This window comes from Fluviispira vulneris, assembly GCF_014281055.1.
Lineage (GTDB): Bacteria > Bdellovibrionota_B > Oligoflexia > Silvanigrellales > Silvanigrellaceae > Silvanigrella > Silvanigrella vulneris.
Genome location: NZ_JACRSE010000001.1, coordinates 616,005 through 639,542, shown reverse-complemented (window position 1 = coordinate 639,542; position 23,538 = coordinate 616,005). Strand labels below are relative to the sequence as shown.

At 33.0% G+C, this 23,538-nt stretch carries 19 protein-coding genes; 17 read left to right on the top strand and 2 right to left on the bottom strand.

Annotated features, from left to right (window positions below):
• The first annotated feature begins 3 nt into the window (after positions 1–3).
• From dtd to H7355_RS02450, 12 genes are all read left to right on the top strand, one after another.
• A complete protein-coding gene (gene dtd, locus H7355_RS02505) occupies positions 4–531 on the top strand; it encodes a D-aminoacyl-tRNA deacylase (protein ID WP_186644784.1) in 528 nt (175 codons plus the stop codon).
• Positions 528–1,979, top strand: a complete 1,452-nt coding sequence (locus tag H7355_RS02500; protein ID WP_186644782.1) for a sensor histidine kinase — start codon at positions 528–530, stop codon at positions 1,977–1,979. The genes dtd and H7355_RS02500 overlap by 4 nt, the downstream gene beginning before the upstream one ends.
• An 11-nt stretch (positions 1,980–1,990) precedes the next feature.
• Complete coding sequence (locus H7355_RS02495) at positions 1,991–3,487, top strand: phytoene desaturase family protein (RefSeq protein WP_186644780.1); 1,497 nt, start codon at positions 1,991–1,993, stop codon at positions 3,485–3,487.
• Between the two features lie 9 nt (positions 3,488–3,496).
• Entirely contained in the window at positions 3,497–4,042 is a 546-nt protein-coding gene (locus H7355_RS02490) for a hypothetical protein (protein WP_186644778.1), read from the top strand.
• Positions 4,043–4,068: 26 nt separating this feature from the next.
• Positions 4,069–5,220 (top strand): polyprenyl synthetase family protein, encoded by a 1,152-nt coding sequence (locus tag H7355_RS02485; RefSeq protein WP_186644775.1) that lies wholly within the window; start codon positions 4,069–4,071, stop codon positions 5,218–5,220.
• Positions 5,217–7,283 (top strand): phytoene/squalene synthase family protein, encoded by a 2,067-nt coding sequence (locus H7355_RS02480; RefSeq protein ID WP_186644773.1) that lies wholly within the window; start codon positions 5,217–5,219, stop codon positions 7,281–7,283. Before H7355_RS02485 ends, H7355_RS02480 begins: the two co-directional genes overlap by 4 nt.
• A 14-nt stretch (positions 7,284–7,297) precedes the next feature.
• Positions 7,298–8,839, top strand: a complete 1,542-nt coding sequence (crtI, locus tag H7355_RS02475; protein ID WP_186644771.1) for a phytoene desaturase family protein — start codon at positions 7,298–7,300, stop codon at positions 8,837–8,839.
• 132 nt (positions 8,840–8,971) lie between these two features.
• Positions 8,972–9,832 (top strand): dienelactone hydrolase family protein, encoded by an 861-nt coding sequence (locus H7355_RS02470; protein WP_186644769.1) that lies wholly within the window; start codon positions 8,972–8,974, stop codon positions 9,830–9,832.
• Between the two features lie 42 nt (positions 9,833–9,874).
• The gene (locus tag H7355_RS02465; RefSeq protein WP_186644767.1) at positions 9,875–10,756 is read left to right on the top strand and encodes an ATP-grasp domain-containing protein; all 882 of its coding nucleotides are present in this window, start codon (positions 9,875–9,877) and stop codon (positions 10,754–10,756) included.
• 42 nt (positions 10,757–10,798) lie between these two features.
• Positions 10,799–11,080 carry a hypothetical protein gene (locus H7355_RS02460; protein ID WP_186644765.1) on the top strand — a complete coding sequence of 94 codons (282 nt, stop codon included), beginning with the start codon at positions 10,799–10,801 and terminating at the stop codon, positions 11,078–11,080.
• Between the two features lie 418 nt (positions 11,081–11,498).
• Entirely contained in the window at positions 11,499–12,626 is a 1,128-nt protein-coding gene (locus H7355_RS02455) for a ribonuclease domain-containing protein (protein ID WP_186644763.1), read from the top strand.
• 294 nt (positions 12,627–12,920) lie between these two features.
• On the top strand, positions 12,921–13,436 hold the full coding sequence (locus H7355_RS02450) for a hypothetical protein (protein ID WP_186644761.1): 516 nt from the start codon (positions 12,921–12,923) through the stop codon (positions 13,434–13,436).
• Positions 13,437–13,438: 2 nt separating this feature from the next.
• On the opposite strand, the gene H7355_RS02445 is transcribed toward H7355_RS02450, so the two are convergent.
• On the bottom strand, positions 13,439–13,948 hold the full coding sequence (locus H7355_RS02445; protein WP_186644759.1) for a GNAT family N-acetyltransferase: 510 nt from the start codon (positions 13,946–13,948) through the stop codon (positions 13,439–13,441).
• A 375-nt stretch (positions 13,949–14,323) separates the two neighbouring features.
• Here H7355_RS02445 and H7355_RS02440 point away from each other — a divergent pair, with 375 nt between their 5' ends.
• Positions 14,324–14,824, top strand: coding sequence for a hypothetical protein (locus H7355_RS02440; protein WP_186644751.1), 501 nt, complete (start codon positions 14,324–14,326; stop codon positions 14,822–14,824).
• On the opposite strand, the gene H7355_RS02435 is transcribed toward H7355_RS02440, so the two are convergent.
• The gene (locus H7355_RS02435; protein ID WP_186644749.1) at positions 14,786–15,451 is read right to left on the bottom strand and encodes an HAD-IB family phosphatase; all 666 of its coding nucleotides are present in this window, start codon (positions 15,449–15,451) and stop codon (positions 14,786–14,788) included. The genes H7355_RS02440 and H7355_RS02435 overlap by 39 nt on opposite strands.
• Before the next feature lie 100 nt (positions 15,452–15,551).
• On the opposite strand from H7355_RS02435, the gene priA reads away from it, so the two are divergent.
• The 4 genes from priA (at position 15,552) to H7355_RS02415 (ending at position 23,536) form a co-directional block, all read left to right on the top strand.
• Entirely contained in the window at positions 15,552–17,684 is a 2,133-nt protein-coding gene (priA, locus tag H7355_RS02430) for a replication restart helicase PriA (protein ID WP_186644747.1), read from the top strand.
• Positions 17,685–17,756: 72 nt separating this feature from the next.
• A complete protein-coding gene (locus H7355_RS02425) occupies positions 17,757–19,025 on the top strand; it encodes a tetratricopeptide repeat protein (protein WP_186644746.1) in 1,269 nt (422 codons plus the stop codon).
• Positions 18,973–19,905 (top strand): hypothetical protein, encoded by a 933-nt coding sequence (locus tag H7355_RS02420; RefSeq protein ID WP_186644742.1) that lies wholly within the window; start codon positions 18,973–18,975, stop codon positions 19,903–19,905. Before H7355_RS02425 ends, H7355_RS02420 begins: the two co-directional genes overlap by 53 nt.
• Positions 19,889–23,536, top strand: a complete 3,648-nt coding sequence (locus tag H7355_RS02415) for an ATP-binding cassette domain-containing protein (protein ID WP_186644741.1) — start codon at positions 19,889–19,891, stop codon at positions 23,534–23,536. Before H7355_RS02420 ends, H7355_RS02415 begins: the two co-directional genes overlap by 17 nt.
• Positions 23,537–23,538: the final 2 nt, after the last annotated feature.

Sequence of the window (23,538 nt, the reverse complement as noted above, 5' to 3'; positions counted from 1 at the left end):
AGAATGCATGAAGAGCTTCTTGTTAGGTGTGTTGTGCAGAGAGCCACTCATGCTGAAGTTGTGATCGAAGGAAAATCCCAAGGCCGCTTAGAGAATGGTTTGGTGATATTGTTTGGAGTGGGTAGCTATCAATCCCTCCCAGATATACCAGAAACAGACATACCTATTCTGTTAAAAAGTTTTTATCCCAGTCTTGAAAAACTTGCAGAAAAACTAATATCACTGCGCATTTTTAATGACTCCAATGACAAAATGAATTTGTCGGTACGTGATATAAAAGGTGGTTTGTATTTAATCAGTCAATTCACTGTTTTTGCAGACTGCAAAAAAGGCAATAGGCCAAGTTTTACTCTATCAGCTAAGCCAAATTTAGCAAAAGCTATTTATGATCTTTTCTTAGAGACACTTAAGAAAAAAGCAGAAGAACTTAAGGTTTTAAGTGGAATTTTTGCTGCTGATATGAAAGTTACATTCTGCAACGATGGTCCAGTTACTTTAATAATCGATGCAGGTGTGAAGGGGCTTTTGTGAATTTAGAATCAAAATTCACAAGAATAAAAGCTAATCTTCGCCCGCTAATTTCAGTATTTTACCCAAGTACAGTAAAACAAAGAATCTTTCTAGGTATTATTTTAGGATCATTTGTTTCAATTTCTCTAGATCAATTCTTTCCAGTTATTTTTATTTTACCAGGGTTTTTTATTTATTGTTATTATATTTTATATATTTTGGTAGACAAACCAACCCATTCTTTATTGCAATTGACCCGACATGGTGGTTTCGATGCAGGCATTGATAAATTGCGCATCGTTGGAAATGATGAATTTTCAAGGATAGCGCGCGCTGTGCAAGATATGGCGAAACGCATGCGTTTTAGCATTCTCGAAGCTCGTGAACAAAATACACGTCTTGATGAAATATTTGGTGCCATTGGCGAAGGGGTCGTAATCCTCAATTCAGAAGGCAAAGTCATAAAAATAAACAACACGGTGAGGCGATGGATAGGTTGGTACAGTGAAGTTGTTGACCGTAATGTCCTTGAAGTTCTTAGAAATGTTGAAATATCTGCAATCATTCAAAATATGATTAGGGATATGAATGAAAAGTCTCACATACCTGCTCAAATCATTGAGTCCATTCACCTTGATGGCCCTGAAATCCGCCGCGTGCGGGCAAAAATTGTGGCCATTCAATCGGAACAGCAGAATCCTGTTTTTATGATATTTTTATTTGATCTCACAGATATTCACAAAGGAGAAGAAATACGTAGAGAGTTTTTCGCTAACGTGAGTCATGAATTAAAAACACCCATTGCGGCTATTCGTGGTTATGCTGAAATCATTCAAGATATGCCCGACCTCCAAGCAAATGAACGAGCACAGAATTTCCTTTCAGTTATTGTGCGCAATTCTGAAAATCTCACAAAATTAATCGATGAAATGTTGATATTAACTGGGCTTGAATCAGGTGCTCTAACTCTCGTAATAAAACCTTACGATGTGCATGCGGGATTTAACCGTGTGATAGAAAATATTTTACCAAAAGCCAAACAAGCGGGTGTTGAATTGCTGGCAGATGTCGACCCAGATATCCATGAAATTTTGGTCGATGCCCAACGGTTTGATTCCGTCTTGGTGAATTTGGTCGACAACGCAGTCAAGTACAATCGCCCTGGTGGCATAGTCAAAATCAGTTTGCGGCAAAATGAAACTCACCATATTATTTTTGTAGAAGATTCAGGCATAGGTATCCCAGACAATGCCCGTATTCGTGCTTTTGAACGTTTCTATCGCGTTGATAAGTCTCACAATCGTCTCGGCGGTGGTTCTGGATTGGGGCTGGCAATAGTGAAACATGTGGTGCAAGCACATGGCGGAAGTATTTCCCTGCGCAGTGAATTGGGCTCTGGCAGTGTCTTTACAATTATGTTACCTAAAACTCCAAGTAAAAAGAAAATAGATCTTTTAACTCCCCTTTAGGAAGGAGTCATATGAAGGTTGCTATTATTGGCGCTGGAGTGGGTGGACTGACAGTTGCGGCTCATTTAGGGAAAATGGGTTTAGAAGTAGATGTCTTTGATATAGGTGAATATGTTGGTGGTAAAATGTACAAATACACCAATACAGAAGGACTCAATTGGGATACTGGACCAACACTGATTTCGTTACCTAATCAGATTTATAAAACTTTTTCTGAACTTGATTTTCAAGCTCCAGAACTTCTTCCTTTGACAGATGGTTGTAGACTTTTATTTGCTGATGGAACAGATTGGCAACTGCCCTTTGGAAAAGATAAACTTATTTCTTATTTTAAAGAGAGGGATTATAAACTTTCTGAACAATTGTCTAATTCATTGGATATCGCAAAAGATATTTTTGATTTTGCCGAAAAATTTATTTTTAATGATGAGCCTCCCTCTGCTTTATCTATTGGTCTAAAATCAATGGCATCAGGTGTTGTTTTTCAGCATCCCAAAACAATGTTAAAAAATTATGCAAAGGTCATTGAAGAGCTTTTTAGCGATCAAAATATGCGCGAGTTTTTCTTTCATTTTGCAAGTTATATTGGAGTGCAACCTACAGTTGCAGCTGGGGCTATTTTAAGTATTGCCCATGTCGAGCTCGGTTCTGAAATTGTCTTTCCACGAGGTGGAGTTCATAATATTGCAAAGTCTTTATATGAGGCGGGCTTAAAATATAAAGTAAAATATCACTTTCAAACTAAAGTAACAAATGCAGTCTCAATTGGCAGCGATTTTAAAAATAAAGGTTGGGAACTTGAGTTTGAACAAATTCAAAAAAAAGAAAAAAAAATATTCGATCTCATAGTAGCCAATGGAGATCCTTATGTTGCCAGTCAAACATGGATAAATAGTGATTACCTTCGCAACCATTTTAACAATCAATTAAAAAATAAATCGTTGAAACCATCAGAAAGTCAATTTGTCATTTTATATGATTGGCAAGATGATATAAATATATCACATCATTTGAAAATTTTTCCTAAAAGTTGGAGTGAAAGTTTTTATAAAGTGGGTGTTGAATTAAAAATTCCTGAAGATCCTTGTGTTTATTTGGTTTGGCCGCATGCAACAGATAAGAGTATTTCTAAAAGAGTTTTATTTATTTCAGCAATGGCGCCTAATATAAATTCCGGCCATATTTGGGACAATACATTTGCAAAAAAATATGCTGAGAAAATTTTGCAAATCTGTCGAGAGAGATTGAACATACCTTTCCAAGGACAAATATTTAAAATGGTAACACCGCAAGAATTAAACGATCGCACCCAAAGCCTCAAGGGCGGTTTATACAGTGCTACCAATGAAAATTTTCAACCACTCTTTTTCCATTTTTCTGGAGAATCAAAAGTTGAAAATATTTTTTTTGTGGGAGGTGGCGTTCATCCAGGTGCTGGTGTTACAATGGTCATGAAATCTGCTGAAAGAATTATAAGGTGTATTAAAAAGAAATACAGACTAAGTTAGGAAAACAAAATGACACTCGAAATTGCAAGTTGTATTTTCCTAGTTATTTTTACTTTAATTGCAACGATTGACGGGCTTTATTTTCATATTTTTAAATACCGGCTCTATGAAAGAAAAGAATCACAAAAAGAGCACTTGTTGCATTCATTTAATTCATTATTTTTTCCGTTTACGACTTTTTTGCTTTTTGCAGAAAACTTTTCTGGAGTTTTACTTTGGCTAGCGCTTATTCTCACCTTAATCACTTTATTTATTGAATTTTGGGATGTATTTGAAGAAAGGAAAAGTAGATCATCTTTGGGAGGTTTAACCAGTTTGGAATATTCTATGCATTTTGCTATGGCAGGAATGCGGGCTGTTTTCACATCGCTTATTTTAGCAAATAAGCCTTGGTTTGCGTGGTCTTTATCTGGTCCGATTATGCTATATAATTATGCAGATTATACGCGCTATATTGGATATTCAATCACTTTAGCAGGAATACCAATTTTTATATTGCATTTTTTCTTAATATTTAAGACAAAGAGAAATATTTTAAATTCTTTACCTTCTTAGGGTTTTGTCATTTCTGGAGTCAGCAATTGTCGCATAATAAAAATCAAAGGCAAAATGTCTTAAAAGATTTTAATTTTTTTAATACAAAATTGAATGAATATTTAAATAATCTTGAGAAACAAATGTCAGATCAATTTTTTTATAATAGTTATATAAAAGATTGTATAAAAGATAGTCTTTTAGTCTTAGCTAGAGATTCGCTCAATGCAAAAGCAAAAAGAATTCGCCCTTTATTGTGTTCATGGATTTTTAGAAATTATATTTTGGCGCATGATTTTTCAAAGGAATATCGAAGTTTAGTTAAGAAAGATAAATCATCTTTAAATAAATGTTTAAAAGTTTTGTTTTGTATCGAAATTCTTCATTGTGCGAGCTTAATTATAGATGATATTGAAGATGGAAGTCTTGAGAGAAGAGGACAGCAGGCGCTTTACTTGCAGTATGGCATTCCAAATACCTTGAATACAGGCACTTGGATGTATTTTTTAGCAATTAAAACTTTGCCAAAATCTCTTCATTCCATTGCTGTCAATACTCTCTATGACTGTCATATAGGCCAAGCGCTTGATTTAAGCAATAATAACCCCAAATTTATCGAATCGCTTTTCTTTGGGAGTTCTGAACACAGGTGGGAATATTATAAAAAATGTGCAGAATTAAAAACAGCACGGCTTCTTCAATTTTCCATCGACTGTTTAGAACAAATTCTAGATATTGATAAGAAAACAATAATTGCTCTTAAAAAATTATTTATGTATTATGGACTTTCTTTTCAAATGTTTGATGATATTAAAAATATTTTACCAGATTTAAGTGGGCATAAATCATATGAAGATTTAAATTCTGGATTACGTAGTTCAATTTCATTAACATTTCTGGATTTATTATCGTCACAGGAAAAGAGAGACGCTTATAATGAATTTATAAATTCAAAATATTCTGAATTTATGTTATCACATAATTTATATAAATATTGTCTTAAAGAATGTTATAATAATGCGCAAAATTATCTAGATCAGTCCTCACTTTTACTTGATGAAATTTCTTGTCATTCTGAATCACGAGAATATATACATTTTATTTTAGAGAACCCAATAGAAAATATTAGATATAGCATAGCCAACTTAATAGCGGAATCGCACATAAGTTTTAATGAATTACAGAGCTCAATTTTATGAAAATTCTAGAAATCGAGAATTCAGAAATTGCAAAAATTGAATGCCAAAGGCCTATATTGTTATCGAAGGTTATGAACAATATTCAATATGAGTGGTTGTACTTTGAAATCACTTATGAAAATCAGCATATTTTATGTATTATTTCACTATTGGATCCATTTTCTATTGAGAAAAATTTACAACAGAATTCTCCTACGATATATTTGACTTGGTATGATAACAAGAAAATTATTGCGTATTCTTATGCGGTTCTTTCATATAAAGATCGAGGAAATTTAGAAAATAAAATAGAAAACTGGCTCAATGGCATATCATCCAATCTTGAAATTGTACTCCCTTGTCATTCAACTCAGAAAATTATTCATCTCACTCTAAATAATCCTTTTCCTAAGGCAAATATTGATGATTTTTCAAGCGAAGGAATAAATAATTGTTCAAAGAAACATTTTTGGCAACTTTTATTGAAATCAGTAAAGGTTCAAGGATCTATTGAAACGATAGAAATACCTAGAGAAAAATTTTCAGAATTTTTTTCACGCTATTCATTATTTTATGACAAATATTTAGAAAAATTACTTAAAAATAAATCACCATGTCGTCTGCAATTCAAAGATGCTTCTTATTATTTAGATCACAATGCAGGTGTTGAAAAACTGTCTGAAATAAAGAATCATTGGTTTTGGTGGCACTCAGAACAAAATGGACTGTGGGAAGTTTGCTACTTCTTCCCAAATGCAAAGCAAATGTTTTATTGTCATAGCAATGCAAGTGAGCAAGCAGCAGAGATCCTATCAGTCGAGACAACTAAAATTGTCAAGAACTATAAATATTCCAATTTCTTTTTGCAATATCCTGCTTTGATGCTTTCCAGAATGTTTGGGACCATCTTAGTCGATTTTAAAATTGAATCAGCACCATTTTATTTACGTGCACGAAGTTTAGGAAAAGTAAATCTTACCCTCGAGTTATTGAAACCAAAAAATATAAGCAAAAAAATTACGCAATTTTTAATTGGCTCGCGCAAAATTAATTCAAAATATTTTAATATTGAATTAAACGATTTTGAATCTTATTTGGATTTTTTTAGTATCTGTAAAAATATCACAAAAAATAATGGTAAGTCATTCTTTTTGGCTTCGCATGTGCTTTCGAGAGAACAGAGAGAAGCGTCTTATTTTGTTTATACCTTATGCAGATTAATTGACGATGCTACAGATGAATTGGTTAATATTCCAACTCTCGATGGTGCATTGCAGGGGTCTTGTTTTTCCAATAAATTTTTAAATGTCTTATGGGGAAAAGATTTTTTGGTCGATGCTTATTTTTTAATTCAAATTAGAGAACGTATCTCTTTTTGTTTATTTAGAAATATTGATTTAAAATCAACTGAAAACTTTATTTTCGATGCTCGGCGTAAAATCAATGAATTTTATTTAGAGAAGAGGCATTTTGAAGAATTGATTTTTGGACAAAAAATGGATGAGAAGTTTTGTCAACCAAATAATTTTAATGAATTCTATTTGTATTGTTATCGAGTGGCAGGTGTTGTCGGCTTGCTCATGGCTAAAATGTTCAAAACACAGCAAAGTGAAGAAGCAGAAAAAGCGGCAGAACATTTAGGCATTGCTATGCAAATTACAAATATTTTAAGAGATATTAAAGAAGATTTTGAGAATGGGAGAATTTATATACCTAAATCATTTTGTCAATATTATAATTTAAATATTGATGAAAAGATTTTTTTTAATGGTGTGCAAAATAGAAATATTGATTTTATTGATAATCTTGCAAAAAGAGCTATAAAATATTATCAAAATGCCAATCAAGGAATAAAAACTATTCCATCTTTGCGTGCACGTTTTTGTGTTCGACTTATGCTTGCTATTTATGGTTCTATTTTAGGGAAAATTTTACTAGATAAACAGATTGTTTTTAAAGAAAGGGCGATTGTTTCAAAATTTGAAAGAATTTTAATTTTTTTCAAAGTCATTCTTGGATTTTCTCCTTTAAAGGTTGCAAAATTAAATAGAAATTTTACCATAGATGAAACTCTTATTTTGTAGAGAAAAGGTATTTTATGAGATCATTTGACATAGCGGTTGTTGGTGCTGGTTTTGGTGGTTTGTCTGCAGCATTAACCATGCAAAGCATGGGGATGTCGGTTGTATTAATAGAAGCTCTCGATAAAGTAGGAGGGAGAGCCTATGTCGAAGTGCAACAAGGTTATCGCTTTGATAGAGGACCTTCAATTATTACAGCTCCCTTTTTAATAGACGATATTTTTCAAATGTCAGGCGCAAAAAGAGAAGATTATTGTCAATTTGTTTCTGTCGATCCATATTACAATGTTGTTTTTAATGATGGCTCAAATATTGCACATTATAATTCAAAACAAAAATTGTTAGAAGAAATTGTCCGCGTCAGTCCAAATGATGTCGAAGGCGTGATTGCTTTTTTTGCGCATGCAGAAAAAGTTTTTCAAAAGGGATTCATAGAACTTGGAGATAAAGATTTTTCAAACCCAATGAGTATGCTTGGGGTTGCGCCACATTTATTACGTCTCGATGCCATACGTCCAGTGTATTCACTTGTCTCGCGTTACGTTAAAAGTGAAAAAGTCAGACAGTTTTTAAGTTTTCATCCTCTTTTAATTGGTGGCAATCCATTCCGCGCAGCTGGGGTTTATTCTTTAATAAATCGTTTAGAAAGAGCTTATGGTGTTTTTCATCCTATTGGAGGAATGCATGCGCTCGCTAAAGCATTTCAAACTCGATTTATGGAACTGGGAGGCGAGGTATTATTATCTTCCCCTGTAGAATCTATTCATAAAAATCATAATGATCAATTTGAAATACAAATGCCCTTTCAAAAAATTCAAGCAAATAAAATTGTAGTGAATGCGGATATGAACCGTTTTGTCCAAACAGTTTTAAAAGGAAATGTTCAACCTAAAAGACTTGCACGTAAATTAACAAAAGCAGATTATAGTATGTCTGCTTTTCTAATGTACTTTGGAACGAATAGACAATGGACGCATTTACCTCAGCATACAATTGCTTTAGGACCACGTTATAAAGAATTGCTTGAAGATATTTTCACAAAAAAAATTGTCTTCGATGATTTTAGTTTGTATTTACATATTCCAACGCGCACTGACTCATCTTTGGCTCCAGAGGGTGGTGAGGTAATTTATGCTCTGGTCCCAGTGGCAAATTTAGCAAGTGGTACGGACTGGGAAAGTTACAAAACGACTTTCGCTGATAAAGTAACAAATATGCTTGAAGATAAATTTTTACCAGGATTAAAATCTTCAATTGTAGTAAAAAGTATTTTTACACCTGATGACTTCGATCAGACATTACAAAGTCATTTAGGCAATGCATTTGGACTTGAACCATGGATTTTGCAAAGTGCTGGATTTAGGCCATCCAATAAATCAAAAGAAGTTGAAGGCCTTTATTTTGTGGGAGCAAATACCCAACCTGGTGCGGGTCTGCCAGGTGTATTATTGAGTTCAAGAATTACTTGCCGATTAGTTGCACAAGATGAAGGATTAAAATCCATGCCTGCTCTTTTATCGAATATTAAAAATGCATTTTCTTATGTAAATCCAAATTGATTTAGTTTCCGTCTCTTTTTATTTTTTCTTGCATAATCCTGTTTTGAATTAGAGTAAGTTTATTTAATTTTATTCTTTGTAGACCTGCACTGATTTAGATTTTGTTCCTTTAATATTTTCTAAGGAGTCATTATGACAGATCAAAATGAGACTGGTAAAGATGGACAAATTGATAGACGTGATTTTGTTGTTAAAACAGCTTTAACAACGGGTTTTGCCTTAGCCGTTATGCCTATTGCTCATTCGGCAATTTCGACGAATTTAAGTGGAATTGAGGCAAGTGATGTGCAAGTGCCCGTTGGGAAAGATAAAATACCAGCTTATCAAGTTATACCGACAGGCAATGGACCATTTCCAGTACTCGTAGTCTGCCATGAGATTTTCGGCTTACACGAACACATTCGCGATGTATGTCGCAGATTTGCTAAAGAAGGTTTTTTTGTTATTGCTCCAAATCTTTATTACAGACAAGGCGATGTTACCAAGTTAAAAGATATTCCAGAAATCATGTCTAAGGTGGTATCTAAAGTAACAACTGGACAAGTCAATGGAGATATTGACGCTACTTTAAATTTTATTAAAAACTCTAAAAAAGCGAATTTAGCTCAAACAAATATTGTTGGTTTTTGCTGGGGTGGAAAGACAGTATGGCTCTATGCAAGTCACAATCCAAAAATTAAAACAGGAATTGCCTTTTATGGACCTCTGTCGGGGACGTCTCCTGTGCAACCGCAATCCGCCATAGATATTGCACCAACATTAACTGTACCCGTGCTTGGACTTTATGGTGGCAAAGATAAATATATCACTTGGGATCATATTGCGCAGATGGAAAAAGCCTTAGAAAAAGGCAAGAGCGGATCGAAAATAATAGTTTATCCTGATGCGGACCATGGTTTTTTTGCTGATTATAGAGAAAGCTATAATAAAAAAGCTGCCACTGAAGCTTTAGAGCAGCTTATGCTTTGGGTAAGGAAACACAAAGGACGTTAAAGAAAAAGAATTAGGGCATTAAGGGAACAGACTTGGAGAGTAATGAACCATGGAAATTTTATTTTAAGCAATGCGAATAATAAACATATCCCTTATGGTGAATGGCTTTCTTCTTTAAAAGAGGAATTATTTTTAATCTGTGACAATGAATACAATGCCACTCATACAAAATTTACAGAAATAAAAAAGTTTTCTCAGTATGAAGACAATGAGAAATTAATGGAATATGCCCGTCCCATTATTACGGAATATAAGATTAAAACCATTCTGGGGAAATCAGAGTGCGATATATTACGCTGTGCACAATTAAGAGATGAATTTATTCTCCATGGGCAAAGCTATACGCAAGCTTTGCCTTATAGAAATAAAGTTGTTATGAAAAATATTTTGCACAGTCAGAATATTCCTGTTGCGCATTATTGTGAACCGAAGGCATTAAATGATGCTATTGCATTTGCAGAAATACATGGATTTCCTTTAATCTTAAAACCAAAGGATGGTTCAGGTTCCTTAAATACTTTAAAATTAAATAATCCAAGTGATCTTTTTCAAGTCAGTTCTTTCGCAAATACAATTTTAGAAGAATTCATAGATGGAAAGATGTATCATGTGGATGGGTTGTACTTAAATCATGAACTTATCTTTGCATCCCCATCTGTTTATGAAACAGGTTGTCTCGAATTTCAAAATAAAAAATCACTCAAAAGTCACACATTGCATATCGATAATAAACTTTTTACCAGACTGATAGACTTTACCCAGAGAGTTATAAAAGCTCTACCCTCGCTTAAAAATATGGCATTTCATGCTGAAATATTTCATACACTAGATGATAATCTTATATTGTGTGAAATTGCAAGCCGAAGTGGTGGAGGAAAAATAAGACAAGTTATTGAACACTCATATGGAATTAATATTGATTAATTCTGGATTCAAAGTCAATGTGGGATTGATTCCTATAAAGAAATGCAATTTCCACAAGGAGCAAATAAACTCTCAGGATTTATATTAATTCCTCCACAAAATGGAATAATTAAAAAATTTGCCAGCCTCGATCTACCGGAATGGGTTGTAGAATATAACGTTACTGGAAAAATTGGCCAAAATTATACTGCTGCAATGAAAAGTACAGATAATATTGCTTCTTTTGTAGTTGAAGGAGCAACTGAGAAAATTGTAAAACAGCGATTACTTGATATTGAAAAATGGTTCAACTGTGGAAGTGAGTGGATTTATGATGTGTTTTGAGTAAATTAAAGTACATAACGTGAAACAATTTCTAATAAATGAAGTTCCATTCTTTTAGATGGTATTGCTTATAGCTGTAGCAATACTCAGCTAGCTCTTTAAGGTGATCTTTCTCTTGTGCGTCCTGCAAGAAGAATTGACTTCTTTAACTATATCTTTAATATAATATTTAAATTTATGTTTTTTGTTTACTTGGTATATATTTTTAAAAATTTGCTTAAATTATATAAAAAATTTAAGCAAATTTTTAAATAATAAATTTTTTGCGACAAAATTAATCATGCATAACATATTAATAAAATAGAAAATATATCAAGAAATGCAAGTATATAAATAAAATTTTAAATATATATATTTGATATTTTAAATTTTTATAAATATAAAAATCATTTGCTAAATATTTATTATAGGATAAAAAATGAAAGTTCATATTAAAAAAATTTCTTTCTTTATTGCACTACTATCTTCTCCATCAATCGCTTTTGCTGGATCATACTTATTTTGTTCAAATGATAAATCAGAATGGCATTGGGCTTATAAACCAAGTTCACAACAAAATCATCAAGAAAAAGAATATTATTGGTTGCATGGGTCTTTAAATATCGTAAATGCTCCTGTCATGTTGCACAGTGCTTTAAAATTAGATTTTGCAGAAGATAATATGCATCAGACGGATGAAAATATTTTTTATGGTATAAAAATTAAAGGATTAAATCGCAAAAAACGTGCCAGTCTGAGTCAGCATAATAATAATTATGACTTTTTTCCTTCAGACGCAGCTTCGCAGAGAGGAATTTCTAAATGTCGTGAATTGGTGAATCATTGCACAAATTCTTTTGGACCATCTTTTCATTATGTTGGTGCTGCTGGCTATTCAATAGCTATCACGGATTGGGGATATGTCATTGCCGATAATATAATTTGTCCAAACTGGCATTATCCCTCGGGATTAATAACTGACACAATGTCAGTAGGCAGTCTTATTGGGCAAATAGCTTTAGATACATTGACTTCAGGCCCCATAGAAAAACCAGGAGTTCTGGTAGGAGAAAGTTCTGCAGGCGTTGGTGAAATAGCAATGGGAGCAGTGCATTCAATTGAGCAAACATCTATTGGTGAAGGCTTAACACCCGAAGCTCATAATTCGGCTCAAGGACCACAAATGCCATCTTATGCGAGCATGGCAAAAGCAGTCTCAATGTCCGATTTGAATAGCGGTGGAAGCGAATTCCATCGCACTGGAAGTTTAAGAAATAGTACAATTCGGAAAATGGGAATTCCTGCCCGTGCTTATAACGCTTCTGAAAAAATTGACTTTAAAACCGCTAAAAGATTTATGAATTATGAAAGAAGAATAAATGAAACTGGAGAGTTTTATGAAATCGACATCCCACTTGATCCAAGAGATAAAGATCAGTCTAGAGATGCAAAACGTGTGGTTGTAAATAAATTAAACGGAAATCGTTGGTATACAAATGATCACTATTTAACATTTAGAAATATGGGTCCAATCAGTCCTGAATTATTAGCTCAGTTAATAAAGTAAGTTAAATAATATGTGTTTTTAAAACTCCTGGAAATTAATCGTTTGTATTTTCTTTTCCTTATAGTTATGAATTCAGTTTTTTATAAATATATAGGAGTTTTTTGAACGCACAGATAATAAATATACATTTTAAATAGAAATGAAGAATTTTTTGATTTAAGATATTAAAATTATTAATAAAAAAATTAAAAATTAATAGATAGTAAAAAATATCAATTTATGTTACTTTAGAAAAGATTTATAAGTTGTTTACAAAGCATATTTTATATTTACTTTGTAATATTGAGGGCTTATATGAAAAACAATCTTTGTAAATGTATTTTGGGAATGTTTTTTGTTTTAATTACAGTATCCTGTGGCGATAAACAAGGGGGAAAGAATTTATTTTCTAACTGGAACAATTCTATTAATAAAGACACAGGAAAAAAAATTAACACCGGTGTAGTCGAATTAAATCTCTCGCAAAATAAGTTCAATAACAATGAAACTTTTGCAATTGTTGCTTCAGCCACAGGTTATGACAAAACTATATGTTCTATTTCAGCAGATATTAATGGCGAGCAAAGTTCTGGAACAATTACAAATGTAAGTAAAAGTAACATTGCAACAAAAGATTTTATTAACTTGTTCCGAGTATTCTATTTTGAAGATCCTGTTGCTGCAAGCAGTTTATTGAATACAGGAAAAGCATTTGCAATATGTAATGTTGTCTTATTAAAAAGTAATTATAAATATCAAAAATCAAGTGACACTTTAACATTATGTCCTATTAACAGCATTAATCCAGCGGACTGTTATTATTTTAAATAGTTTTATTTAATATTTTTCCATAAATAAAGAATTTGAATAAGATCCATTCCATCGAGTTTAAAAGGGCGTTCTTCGGTCGGTTCGGCGCCAATCATTTTATAAAAATCTGTGAAAGGATTGCCTTTTAAAATAAGGGCAGAAGCAGAGTGATAACCTTTTGATTTAAAGTATTTGACAATTTCTTTGATGAGAAGCTGTCCTCCCCCCATCCTTCTAAATTCTTTTAAAATATAAATACAATAAACCTCACCATGACCTGCAATAGGAGGATCCCTTTGTGGTCCTGCATTGGCAAAGCCAAAAACTTCTCCTTCATTTTCGAGGACCCAAGTGATGCCTTGACCATTTGGATAATCCAAACCCAACTTTTGCCATTCGAGTTCTTTATTTTTTTCAGATAGGCTTTCGAGATATTTTTTAGGGAGAATGCCCTTATAAGTGGTTTGCCAACTTTTGACATGAATTTGAGCGATGCGAGGAATATCTTCAGGTTTTGCTTTACGGATAAGCATAGAATTTCCTTCATGAGATAAATTTTGTGCCTGCGTTTTCTCAGCTATGAGTATTTTAACGAATGTCTACTCAATAATCACTATATTGCCGTTTTTTAAAAAAAAGCTTTATTTTTATAATCTTGCAAGGAGTTTCAAGCGATATTGTAATGAAGAGATCCCACTTTGAACTCCCGATTGTTAACACGCAATTTACGACACATCTTTGTTGTGTTAGAGCTCAGAAATCAATGAACATAAATAGATAGCGTTATGGACTCAACGAACACAAATGGAGAGGAGGAAAACGATGTAAGCATTATTTAAGCAATCCATGTTGGGATTCTTTGGTGTGAGTCTCAGTGACAAATCTTTAATTAAATAGATAGAGATATGATGAAAACAATAGCTTTTGTTGAAACAACGGCCTCGGAATTAGGTCTCTCTAATGTACATAAAGCAGTCGAACTTGGTTACCAAGTGATATTTGTTACGGAATCCCTAGACTTTTATTTAGAAAGGTCTGGCTCAAGCGGAAAAAAATATGTTGATGGTTTTCATGATATTGTGCTGTGTGAGAACACATATGATTGGATGAAAATTATAAGTTGTCTTGCCTGCAAAAACATCGATGGATTAATAACCTTCGGTGACTATCACTTAGAGGCGGTCTCAAAAGCTGCCAAACATCTTAAATTGCCTCATTGCGATGTGGCAGCGATTGTCAACTGCCGTGATAAATATATGGTAAGAAAAGTCTTGAGTGAGAATAGAATAACAATGCCTTTTTTTCAGCGCATTTCCAGTGTGAGTCAAATAGAATTTAGGAACTTGCCTTATCCTCTTATAGTCAAGCAATTAGCAATTCCAAGCGAGAAGTTTGAATTTTTTGTCTAATTCTTTGGTAAAAATAGCAATATGTTTGTCTTTGGGACAAACGATATAACGCTCATTTGAACGAATGAGCATGGGAAGGTCTGCTATATGATCGCTCCATGCACTGTGCCAGACGAATTGTTGGCCAAGTGCTTGGTGAATACGCTTGATTTTTTCTTCTTCATAACAATTTCTTGATTTCAGTACGACGCCGCCGGCAAAAAAGGTGAGTTTTGAGCCAATCACAGTTTTGCATTTTTGCCCGTTGGCGCTGAGCATAGCGCGCACCCAAGTCTGACCTGAGGCTGTCACAACAACGATTTCAACACCTTCTTTGCGTAATTTTTCAAATGTGGGATTGACTTCTTTAAACCAAATATTTTTGTTTTCTTCAACAATAGTCGAGCGTAAAAAGCGCACGGCATTCCGTTTGCTTTTTCCAACCGTGAGACTCCAGAGCAGAGCCGATTTTGCAGCCGTTTTGTTGAGTTTAAATATAAAAGTGAGAATAAGTATCGGAGAGAGTGCGACAAGGAATAAAATTCTCCATGGCTCGTGCTTGAGACCTTTGTGTAAAAGTGTCAGGAAAGAGTCTTGGCAAATGAGAGTGCCGTCGAAATCGAAAAAAGCGTAGCGTGGTAGGTTCATACAGTCTCCGGGTAAAATGGGAGTTCGCAGAGATTTCCCAAAGTGATGCTAGGAATAGTTATCCTTGTTTTATCTATTCTGTCAAAATTGAGATGAAAAGATGTTGAATGCAGAAAATGAAATTAAATATGGAAAATTTTTAGTTGTTGCGCAAACGGGGTTGTTGTTAACTTATTCTATTCCACAAGAATATATTTCCTTAACTAAAGGAACATTTTGTCTTCTCACTGTGCGAAAAGGGGGAGTCGTTAAGAAATATGTTGGGGTTTTTTTAGAGTTTTGTGTAAAACCAGAATTTAATTGTGTTCCCATTTTGGGTATTCTACCATTTATGAATGTATTGAGTGAAAATTTATTTTCTGTTTTGCAATGGACAGCAGATTATTATTTAACTTCAATTGAAAAAATAATTTCTATTGTTGCGCCCAGTTTTATTTGGGATGTGGCAAAGCATCAATTGTTAGAAAAAAGATTAGAAAAACTCAAATTAAATGACAGTCAATTAAATAATAAAAAGAATATTCACAAAATTAAAGGTGAAATTTTATTAGCAGAACGCAGTGAAATTCTTTTAAATGAAGAACAATATAAAGTATATGATTCTATATTAACTGATTTATCCGCTATCTATGTTTTGCACGGTGTAACTGGGTCTGGAAAAACTGAAATTTATTTAAAAATTGCCCAGTATATTATTCAACAAAATAAAAATGTACTTATTCTTGTGCCGGAAATAGTTTTGACCCCCCAAATGAGTGCAAGATTTCGTGCTGTGTTTAAAAGTGATTTAGCAATTCTACACTCAGGTCTTACCAAAGTAGAATATGAAAGAGATTGGTTTCGTGTGCATTATGGATATGCAAAAGTTGTTTTAGGTGTACGCACCGCTGTTTTTTGTTCATTGGAAAATATTGGTGTTATTATTGTGGATGAGGAACATGATGGCAGTTATAAATCCCATGAATTCCCAACTTATCATGCAAGAGATATAGCTGTTGTGCGTGCGAAAAAGGAAAATGCCTTGTGCATTTTAGGATCAGCAACTCCATCCATAGAAAGTATGTATAATGTAAAAAAAGAAAAATATAAATATTTAAGCTTAAAAAATAAATTTTCTGGCAATCAAGTGGAAAGCTTAATTGTTGATAGCAAAAAAGAATTATTAGGAAGTTATTCGCAAAAAAGATTGAGTTATGCAACGAAGTCAACCCAATTGTCCTTTCAAAATAATGGAATTTCTCAGGAAGTATGTTCTCTTCTCAGAGAAAATAAGGAGTTGGGTGAACAAAGTATAGTCATAATCAATCGACGTGGTTATGTTAATTTTGCAATATGCACTCAGTGTTCTACACCACTCAGTTGCCCTCGGTGTTCTGTTAGCACAACGTTACATGAAGGGGGGCGTACTGAAATATGTCATTATTGCAATTTTAAAGTGACAAGAAGAAAGACTTGTCTCAGCTGTAATGGAACAGAGTTTCTCGATCACGGGATTGGGACACAAAATATTGAAGAGCGTATTGCGGCCATGATTCCAGCCATGCGCATAGCACGATTGGACCGTGATGTTTTGACCAGCAATAGCAGAGTAACTGAAATAATTGATGACTTCCGTCTTGGCCACACCGATTGCCTGGTTGGAACTCAAATGCTTGCCAAGGGGCATGACTTTCCTAAAGTCACACTGGTGGTTATTTTACATGTAGAAGATGCTTTGTTTCTTCCAGATTTCCGGTCATCAGAGAGAACCTTTCAGCTTCTCACCCAAGCCATGGGTCGAGCTGGGCGTGGGAGCAAACCAGGTAAAGTTGTCTTGCAATCGCTTATCCTCGGCCATCCGATTATAGAAATGTCTTTAAAAAATGATATAGAAGCTTACTGGGAGCGGGAAATGCATTTGCGCCAGTTGGGTTTTCACCCACCTTTTTCTCGCCAAATACTGTGTGAGATTCGTCACAAAAATAAAGAAACAGCCTTTTCAATGATAACGAAACTTAAAAATTATTTAATTAAGTTTTGGGCTGAAAATAATTACACTGAAAATGAAGTGCGCTTGGCTGGTCCTTATATTGCAGCCCTTGAAAAAATAAATAACGAATTCCGTGTTCAACTTTGTATCTCCTCTCAAAAGAAATTACATCCTGCACATTTATTTCCAACCGAAGTCTTTCTGGATAAGGAAATCAATCGGCAAATTCTCCGGATAGATGTTGATCCATATACTTTTCTCTAGAGATTTAATATTCTTAGCCGATAATCGAAAGACGCTTCAGAAGGGGGCTTTTTTACTTATTTGGAGAGGAGAATGGCTGACGGGGAGGCAAATACAAGTGGCGGGGATAAGGTCTGTGTTCTTATCGTTGAAGAAAAATCCGATTTGCGTACTTTCTTTATGGGTGTGTTGACTAAAAGTGGAAATTTTGAGGTAAAGAACTCAGCATCCGCCAAAGAAGCTCTTGAGATTCTAGCAAAAGAGTCTGCAAGCATTCAAATTGTTGCATTTGATTGGCAAATGACAGATATGTCAGGATATGTTTTTATTCAACGCTTAAGACGTGATCCTCTTTATGATCACATTGAATTTGTTGTTTGTTCACAGGTGATCACTCCTGAAGATTCATTTTTAATGGTTGAGCTTGATGTTTACCACAGCATTATTAAACCTGTGAATGCCAATGATTATTTAAAAATGATGGAAGTTGTGAGAGCGGATTACAATCAGTCGAAATCAACCACTTTAAAATTAAAAGAATTGCATCATTTATTAAATGAAGAAAAAATTCTTGAATGTGATGAACTTTTAAAAACTCCTGGGATAGAAGACGAAATCAATAAAAATCCTCGCTATGTTTATTTAGGTGGTGAAATACGAATTTTAAAAAAACAATATGGAGAAGCCGTCGAGTTTTTAAAAAACTTTTTCAAAAATAAACAAGAGAATCCAGCGGAAGAGAATTTAAAATCTTTAAATACATTAGGAAAAGCTCTTTGCATGGTGGGGCGTTTTGATGAGGCATTGTTGATATATCAAAAATTAGAAAATAAAAGTCCAAACAACTTAAATCATAAAGTAATGGTGGGAGATGCGTTGCTGGGTTTAGATGATATTGCTGGAGCTGAAGAAAAATATAATGAGGCTTTAGATGCAGATCCTGCCCATAAAGATGCTCTCATAGGTATGACAAAAGCCAATTCTGTGAATGGAAATTTTGATAAAGCCAAATCTTTTTTTGAAAAAATAGAAGGAAATTTTGAAAGCCGCACGCTCGCAAGTTTTTACAACAACAAGGGCGTTGCATTGGTGCGAAATGGAAAAGTAAAAGAAGCAATTTTATTTTATGAAAATGCTTTGCAATTTTTTGATAAATTCAAAGGGCACGTTTATTTTAATCTTGGAATGGCGTACTATCGAGACGGCAATATTGCAAGTGCATTAAGCTGTTTTCAGGCTGCTTTAGCAACCGATGAGCTCGATCTGCTTGCTGAGAAGAAAATATTAAAAGAATTTCAGGAAAAAGGCATTGAAAAATTTACAGCTGATTACAAAGATAAAATGGCAAGAAAACAAAAATAAATATCGAATTGTGACTCTAATCTATATTTTAATAACTATATCTATAACATGGTGTGCACAAATTTATCTAAACGATAACTTAACAAAACAAAATTATATTTTAACTGTATTTTTACTTATATCTTTGATACCTTTTATATTGGGTTTTTTTATTTCTTTGTTTTTAAAAATTCCTATAAAAAATTATTTATTTATTCCAAATTTTTCTAAAAAAATCATTTGGGCTTTTCTAATTCCATCCATAGTGGCTTCAATTGCTTTATATATAAGCCAATATTTACTTACTATTAATATCGATGAACCAACTCTCGCTTTGCATATGGAAGGCGATCATATTGCATCAGCATTATTTTTGCTTTTTTCAGCGTGGTTACCTGCTGTTTTTTATTGCATAGTGGTTTCATTTGCTTTTGAAATCTCATTGCGTGGCTTTTTTATTGAAATCGCTAAGAGTGCATCTCTTCCATTTCCATGGTTGCTTGCTGGCCTGCTTCAGTTTATTATTTTGTTACCTTTTTTATGGTTTGGTTATTTAGGAGGTGGTCTCCAAAATATAAGATATATTTTATGTTGGTTGGTTTTGCTTATTTCATTGTCTGCATTTTATTTTTGGCTTTCGTTGCCTGAAAGAAAAAGTGAAGCTATGCTTACAAATGAATTGCAAATAAATAATGCAAATAGATCTCTTGTTCCAGTATTGCTTGCAGCATCAATTCAAAATATAGTCTATTATGTCATTGCCTCACGTTTTGTTATAGAATCTGGTCATTGGTGGATGTCTGGTCCTGCAAATGTTATAGCAGTTGTTTTGTATTTTCTAATTACTATTTTTTTGCTAACAACGAAAAGGTTGAAATACGAATATGTTTGGATTTCATAAAAAAAACTCTTGGTTTGTATTCGTTAAAGATTTTATTTCTGCAAAAAATTTAGATTCTACAGATGATATTTTTCGAAAAGTAGAGAATAGTAAAAAATCTTTTTGGTGGTTATTTTTTTATACATACAGACGGCAGATATTATTTGTTTCAGTTATACAAACATTTTTGTTATCATTTATATTATGTTTTCCATATGCAATTGATTTTTATTTGCAATTCTTTTTGCGTTCTACATCCCCTATTGCACAGGCACGTTTGTTCACGGCTTCTGTTTATTTATTGTTATTCATTGTGTTATTTTCCTTTATCTTGTATGTAAAAAATAAAGTTTTAATACAATGGGCTCGAGTGATTAAATATCATTCATTATTATTAATTGCAAAAATTTGTGAAAACTCAGAAAAAAACTCCAGTCAGTTTTTATATAGAAATTTTATCAACGGAAATGATGAGCAAATAATTGATAAATGCGCTTTTTTTCCTAAGATTTTAATAGGATTCTTTTCTATTCCAGCTCTTTTTGTTGCATATTATTTAATTTATAAGATAATGGGTAATATATTCTTTGTTCCACTTGCTTTACTTCTTTCTCTATTCGTATTTCAGTATTTTAGCAATAGTAAACTTACACATATTTTTCAAAAAATTTCTCAGCTATCCTTGTTTAGAAGTGAGTTGCTAAAGAAAATTTTTTCTTATGGAAATAGAGTGCGCTATTTAGCTATGGAATCCTTTTTTTTAAGGAAAATAAATCTATCACAGGAGTATGCACAAAAGATTAGTAAGGGTATACTTAAAAATATCGCTTTTTCTCGCGTTATTTATTATGCTTCAGGTTTTGTTATTGCAATACCAAGTTTAGCTATTTTTGCTTATCTCAATAAAAGTATGTCGTCTTCTGATTTAACTAAACTAGTCATACTTTTTATTTTAGTCGCACATTTTTATGCAAATACTCTTTATCTTCTTTCAACAAGTAAAGAATGGAAAAATCTTTTTGAAAAGTATCGTTTTCCTATTTTATTAAAGCAAAACTTTTCGAAAGATTCAAAAATACAAGAAAATTGGGAGCAAGAGTGGGAAAATATTCTTAACGATCCAAAAAATAAAAAAACAAATTCTTCTAAACTTTATTTACAAAATGCGTCTTTTTTTTCCCCAGAGGGTCTGTGTCTTTATAATTTGTCCTTTGAGACTAAACCAGGACAACTTATTGCCGTTGTTGGACATAAGTCAGCAGGAAAGTCAGCATTCCTCAATGCCTGTGCTGGAGAATTGCATTTAGTCAGCGGTGAAGCTTCATTTGCGCAGAATTTTGAGATTTTATCCAAAATGAATATTTTGTTTGAAGGAACATTGAGAGAAAATATTATTTTAGGAAGAGAATTTGAAGGTCGTAGATATATTGAAACCATACGTTCCTGTGCTCTAGAAGAAGAAATGAATGCTTTGGAAAATGGTGATGAAACAGTTGTTTTTCCTTCGGTGAATATCTTTACGAAAAGTTTCATTAAAAAAATATGTATTGCACGAACTATTTATGGAAAAGCTGATTATTATTACTTCAATGATCCTTTTCTTGATCTCTCTAAAGAAGATGCCTCACATATTTTCAATGAAGCTTTACAAAAACAACTAGTAAATTCAGTGCGTATTTTTGTGACAGAAAAATTAGAATTCGCTTCTCTTTGTCATCAGATTCTAGTTATGAAAGATGGAATTATTGTTGAACAAGGAGCGCATAGCTCGCTCGTAGAAAAATCTGGTGCTTATGCTCGATTGTACTATGCAAGTGCAGATTCTCGGCGCTTTGAATTTTCTCAATATCAGCAAATAAAGAAAACGCAAAACTTTAGATCTCCTTTATTAAATGTATCTCAAAAGCTAGACGATCCTGCTGAAAATGCCGAAGGCAAAAAAGTTGAAAATATTTATTATAAATCAGTGTTTAATTCATTAAAATATTTTGTAAAATATTTTTTTAAAGATAAAAGAGCTTGGCCGAGTTTTGGTTTAGCTCTTTTATCACAGTTTTTTCTCTGTTCTGCTTTCTTTATTTTGTTTTCCGAATATTTCCAAGAGAGAATGACACATTTTTGGCAAGTATCGTTATTTTGTACTTTCGCAATTTTTTCTTTAGTCAGTTTTTTCTATTTTCACTTAAAAAATGCTGGCATCAATAGTTTCTTAGGTTCTTCATTAGAAAAGAAAGTTTATGATATTTTAATTAAAGATCATAAACACGAAATATCTTACACTGCTCAATATATAGAAGAGTTTTCTCTGGTAAAAGATAAACTTTTTTCCACTTTTACCTCCTTGCTTGTGAGAAGTGTGTTTTTTTTAGCTGGTTGCTTTCTCTTAGCAATAACTAATCTATCTGCACTTTGTCTTATTTTAGGTATGATTGCTTTTGTTTCAGTCTTTATTTTGATTAATAAAAATAAGTTTTATCATGCCCTAACGAATATAAAATTGGAATTGAATAAACTATCGCATTTTTCAAAATATTTTTTCTCACTTTATACCCAAGCGCATTCCTATTCATTGCGCAATTATCTATTAGAAAAATTTCAAGCGGATATTAATAATACCCAAAAAATTGAGAGTGAAAAAGATAAAATTATTGTAAAGTTTTCTCTTTTTATTTTAGCCTTTTTTTGCTTTTTAGTCTGTGTTTCATTGGTTTATTTTGTGTCTTTTTATGACGTAATTTCTGCGGGGACAGTGACTTTAGTTGTTGTTGCTACTATATTATTTTTTCAAGCAATTTTTAATATAACAAATGAAATGAATACATTTATTGCGTGCTTGCCGCATTTCGAAAATCTAATACGCACTTCAATTATGCACGAAGAAAATGAAGATATTCGTTATTCTACTTCTGAGTATTGGCCACAAAAAGGCACATTGCGTATTATGTCGTTAACTTCACAGGGTACTGACTCATATCCTAAGCCGATTAAAAACTTAGATCTCTTTATTTCTCATGCGTCTCGATTGGCGATACTTGAATATGGAGATAATGCTAAATTATCTCCATTTTTTGCAACTTTATTGCAATTTGTTCCTTTTCAAGAGGGAACAATATTTTTAGATGATGAGGATATATTAAAAATAAATCCAATTGAGTTACGCAATCGTTTTGCATATATTTCATTGAATTCATTTTTTCCCTTTTTAAGTTTAAGGGAAAATTTAGATCCTTTCGAATATTTTGACGACTCAGAAATTTGGTCTGTGCTGAATCGTGTTGGTATGGCACAATCTGTAGCAATTTTGCGAAATGGTTTGAATTCAAAAATGGATGAGTTTCCCAATCAACTGCTTTGGTCGGGAGAACTCGTTCTTATTTCGTTTGCGAAAGCATTGTTGCATGGAAATAAAATTTTATTATTAGATAATGTTTCTGTTCCAGAAGAGATAGAAATGCGGATTATTGATCTTATTGAACGGGAATTTGTTGACTCAACAATTCTGATTTCTACCGACGCAAAGTCTCCATTAATACAATTGTGTCCTGACGTTATTTGTATAGAAAATGGGGAAATGCATCGAGTAAATGCAGAAAAAGGAAATTATCATATACCAATTTCTTATGAAGATATTGAGTATCATAAATTTCAATAATT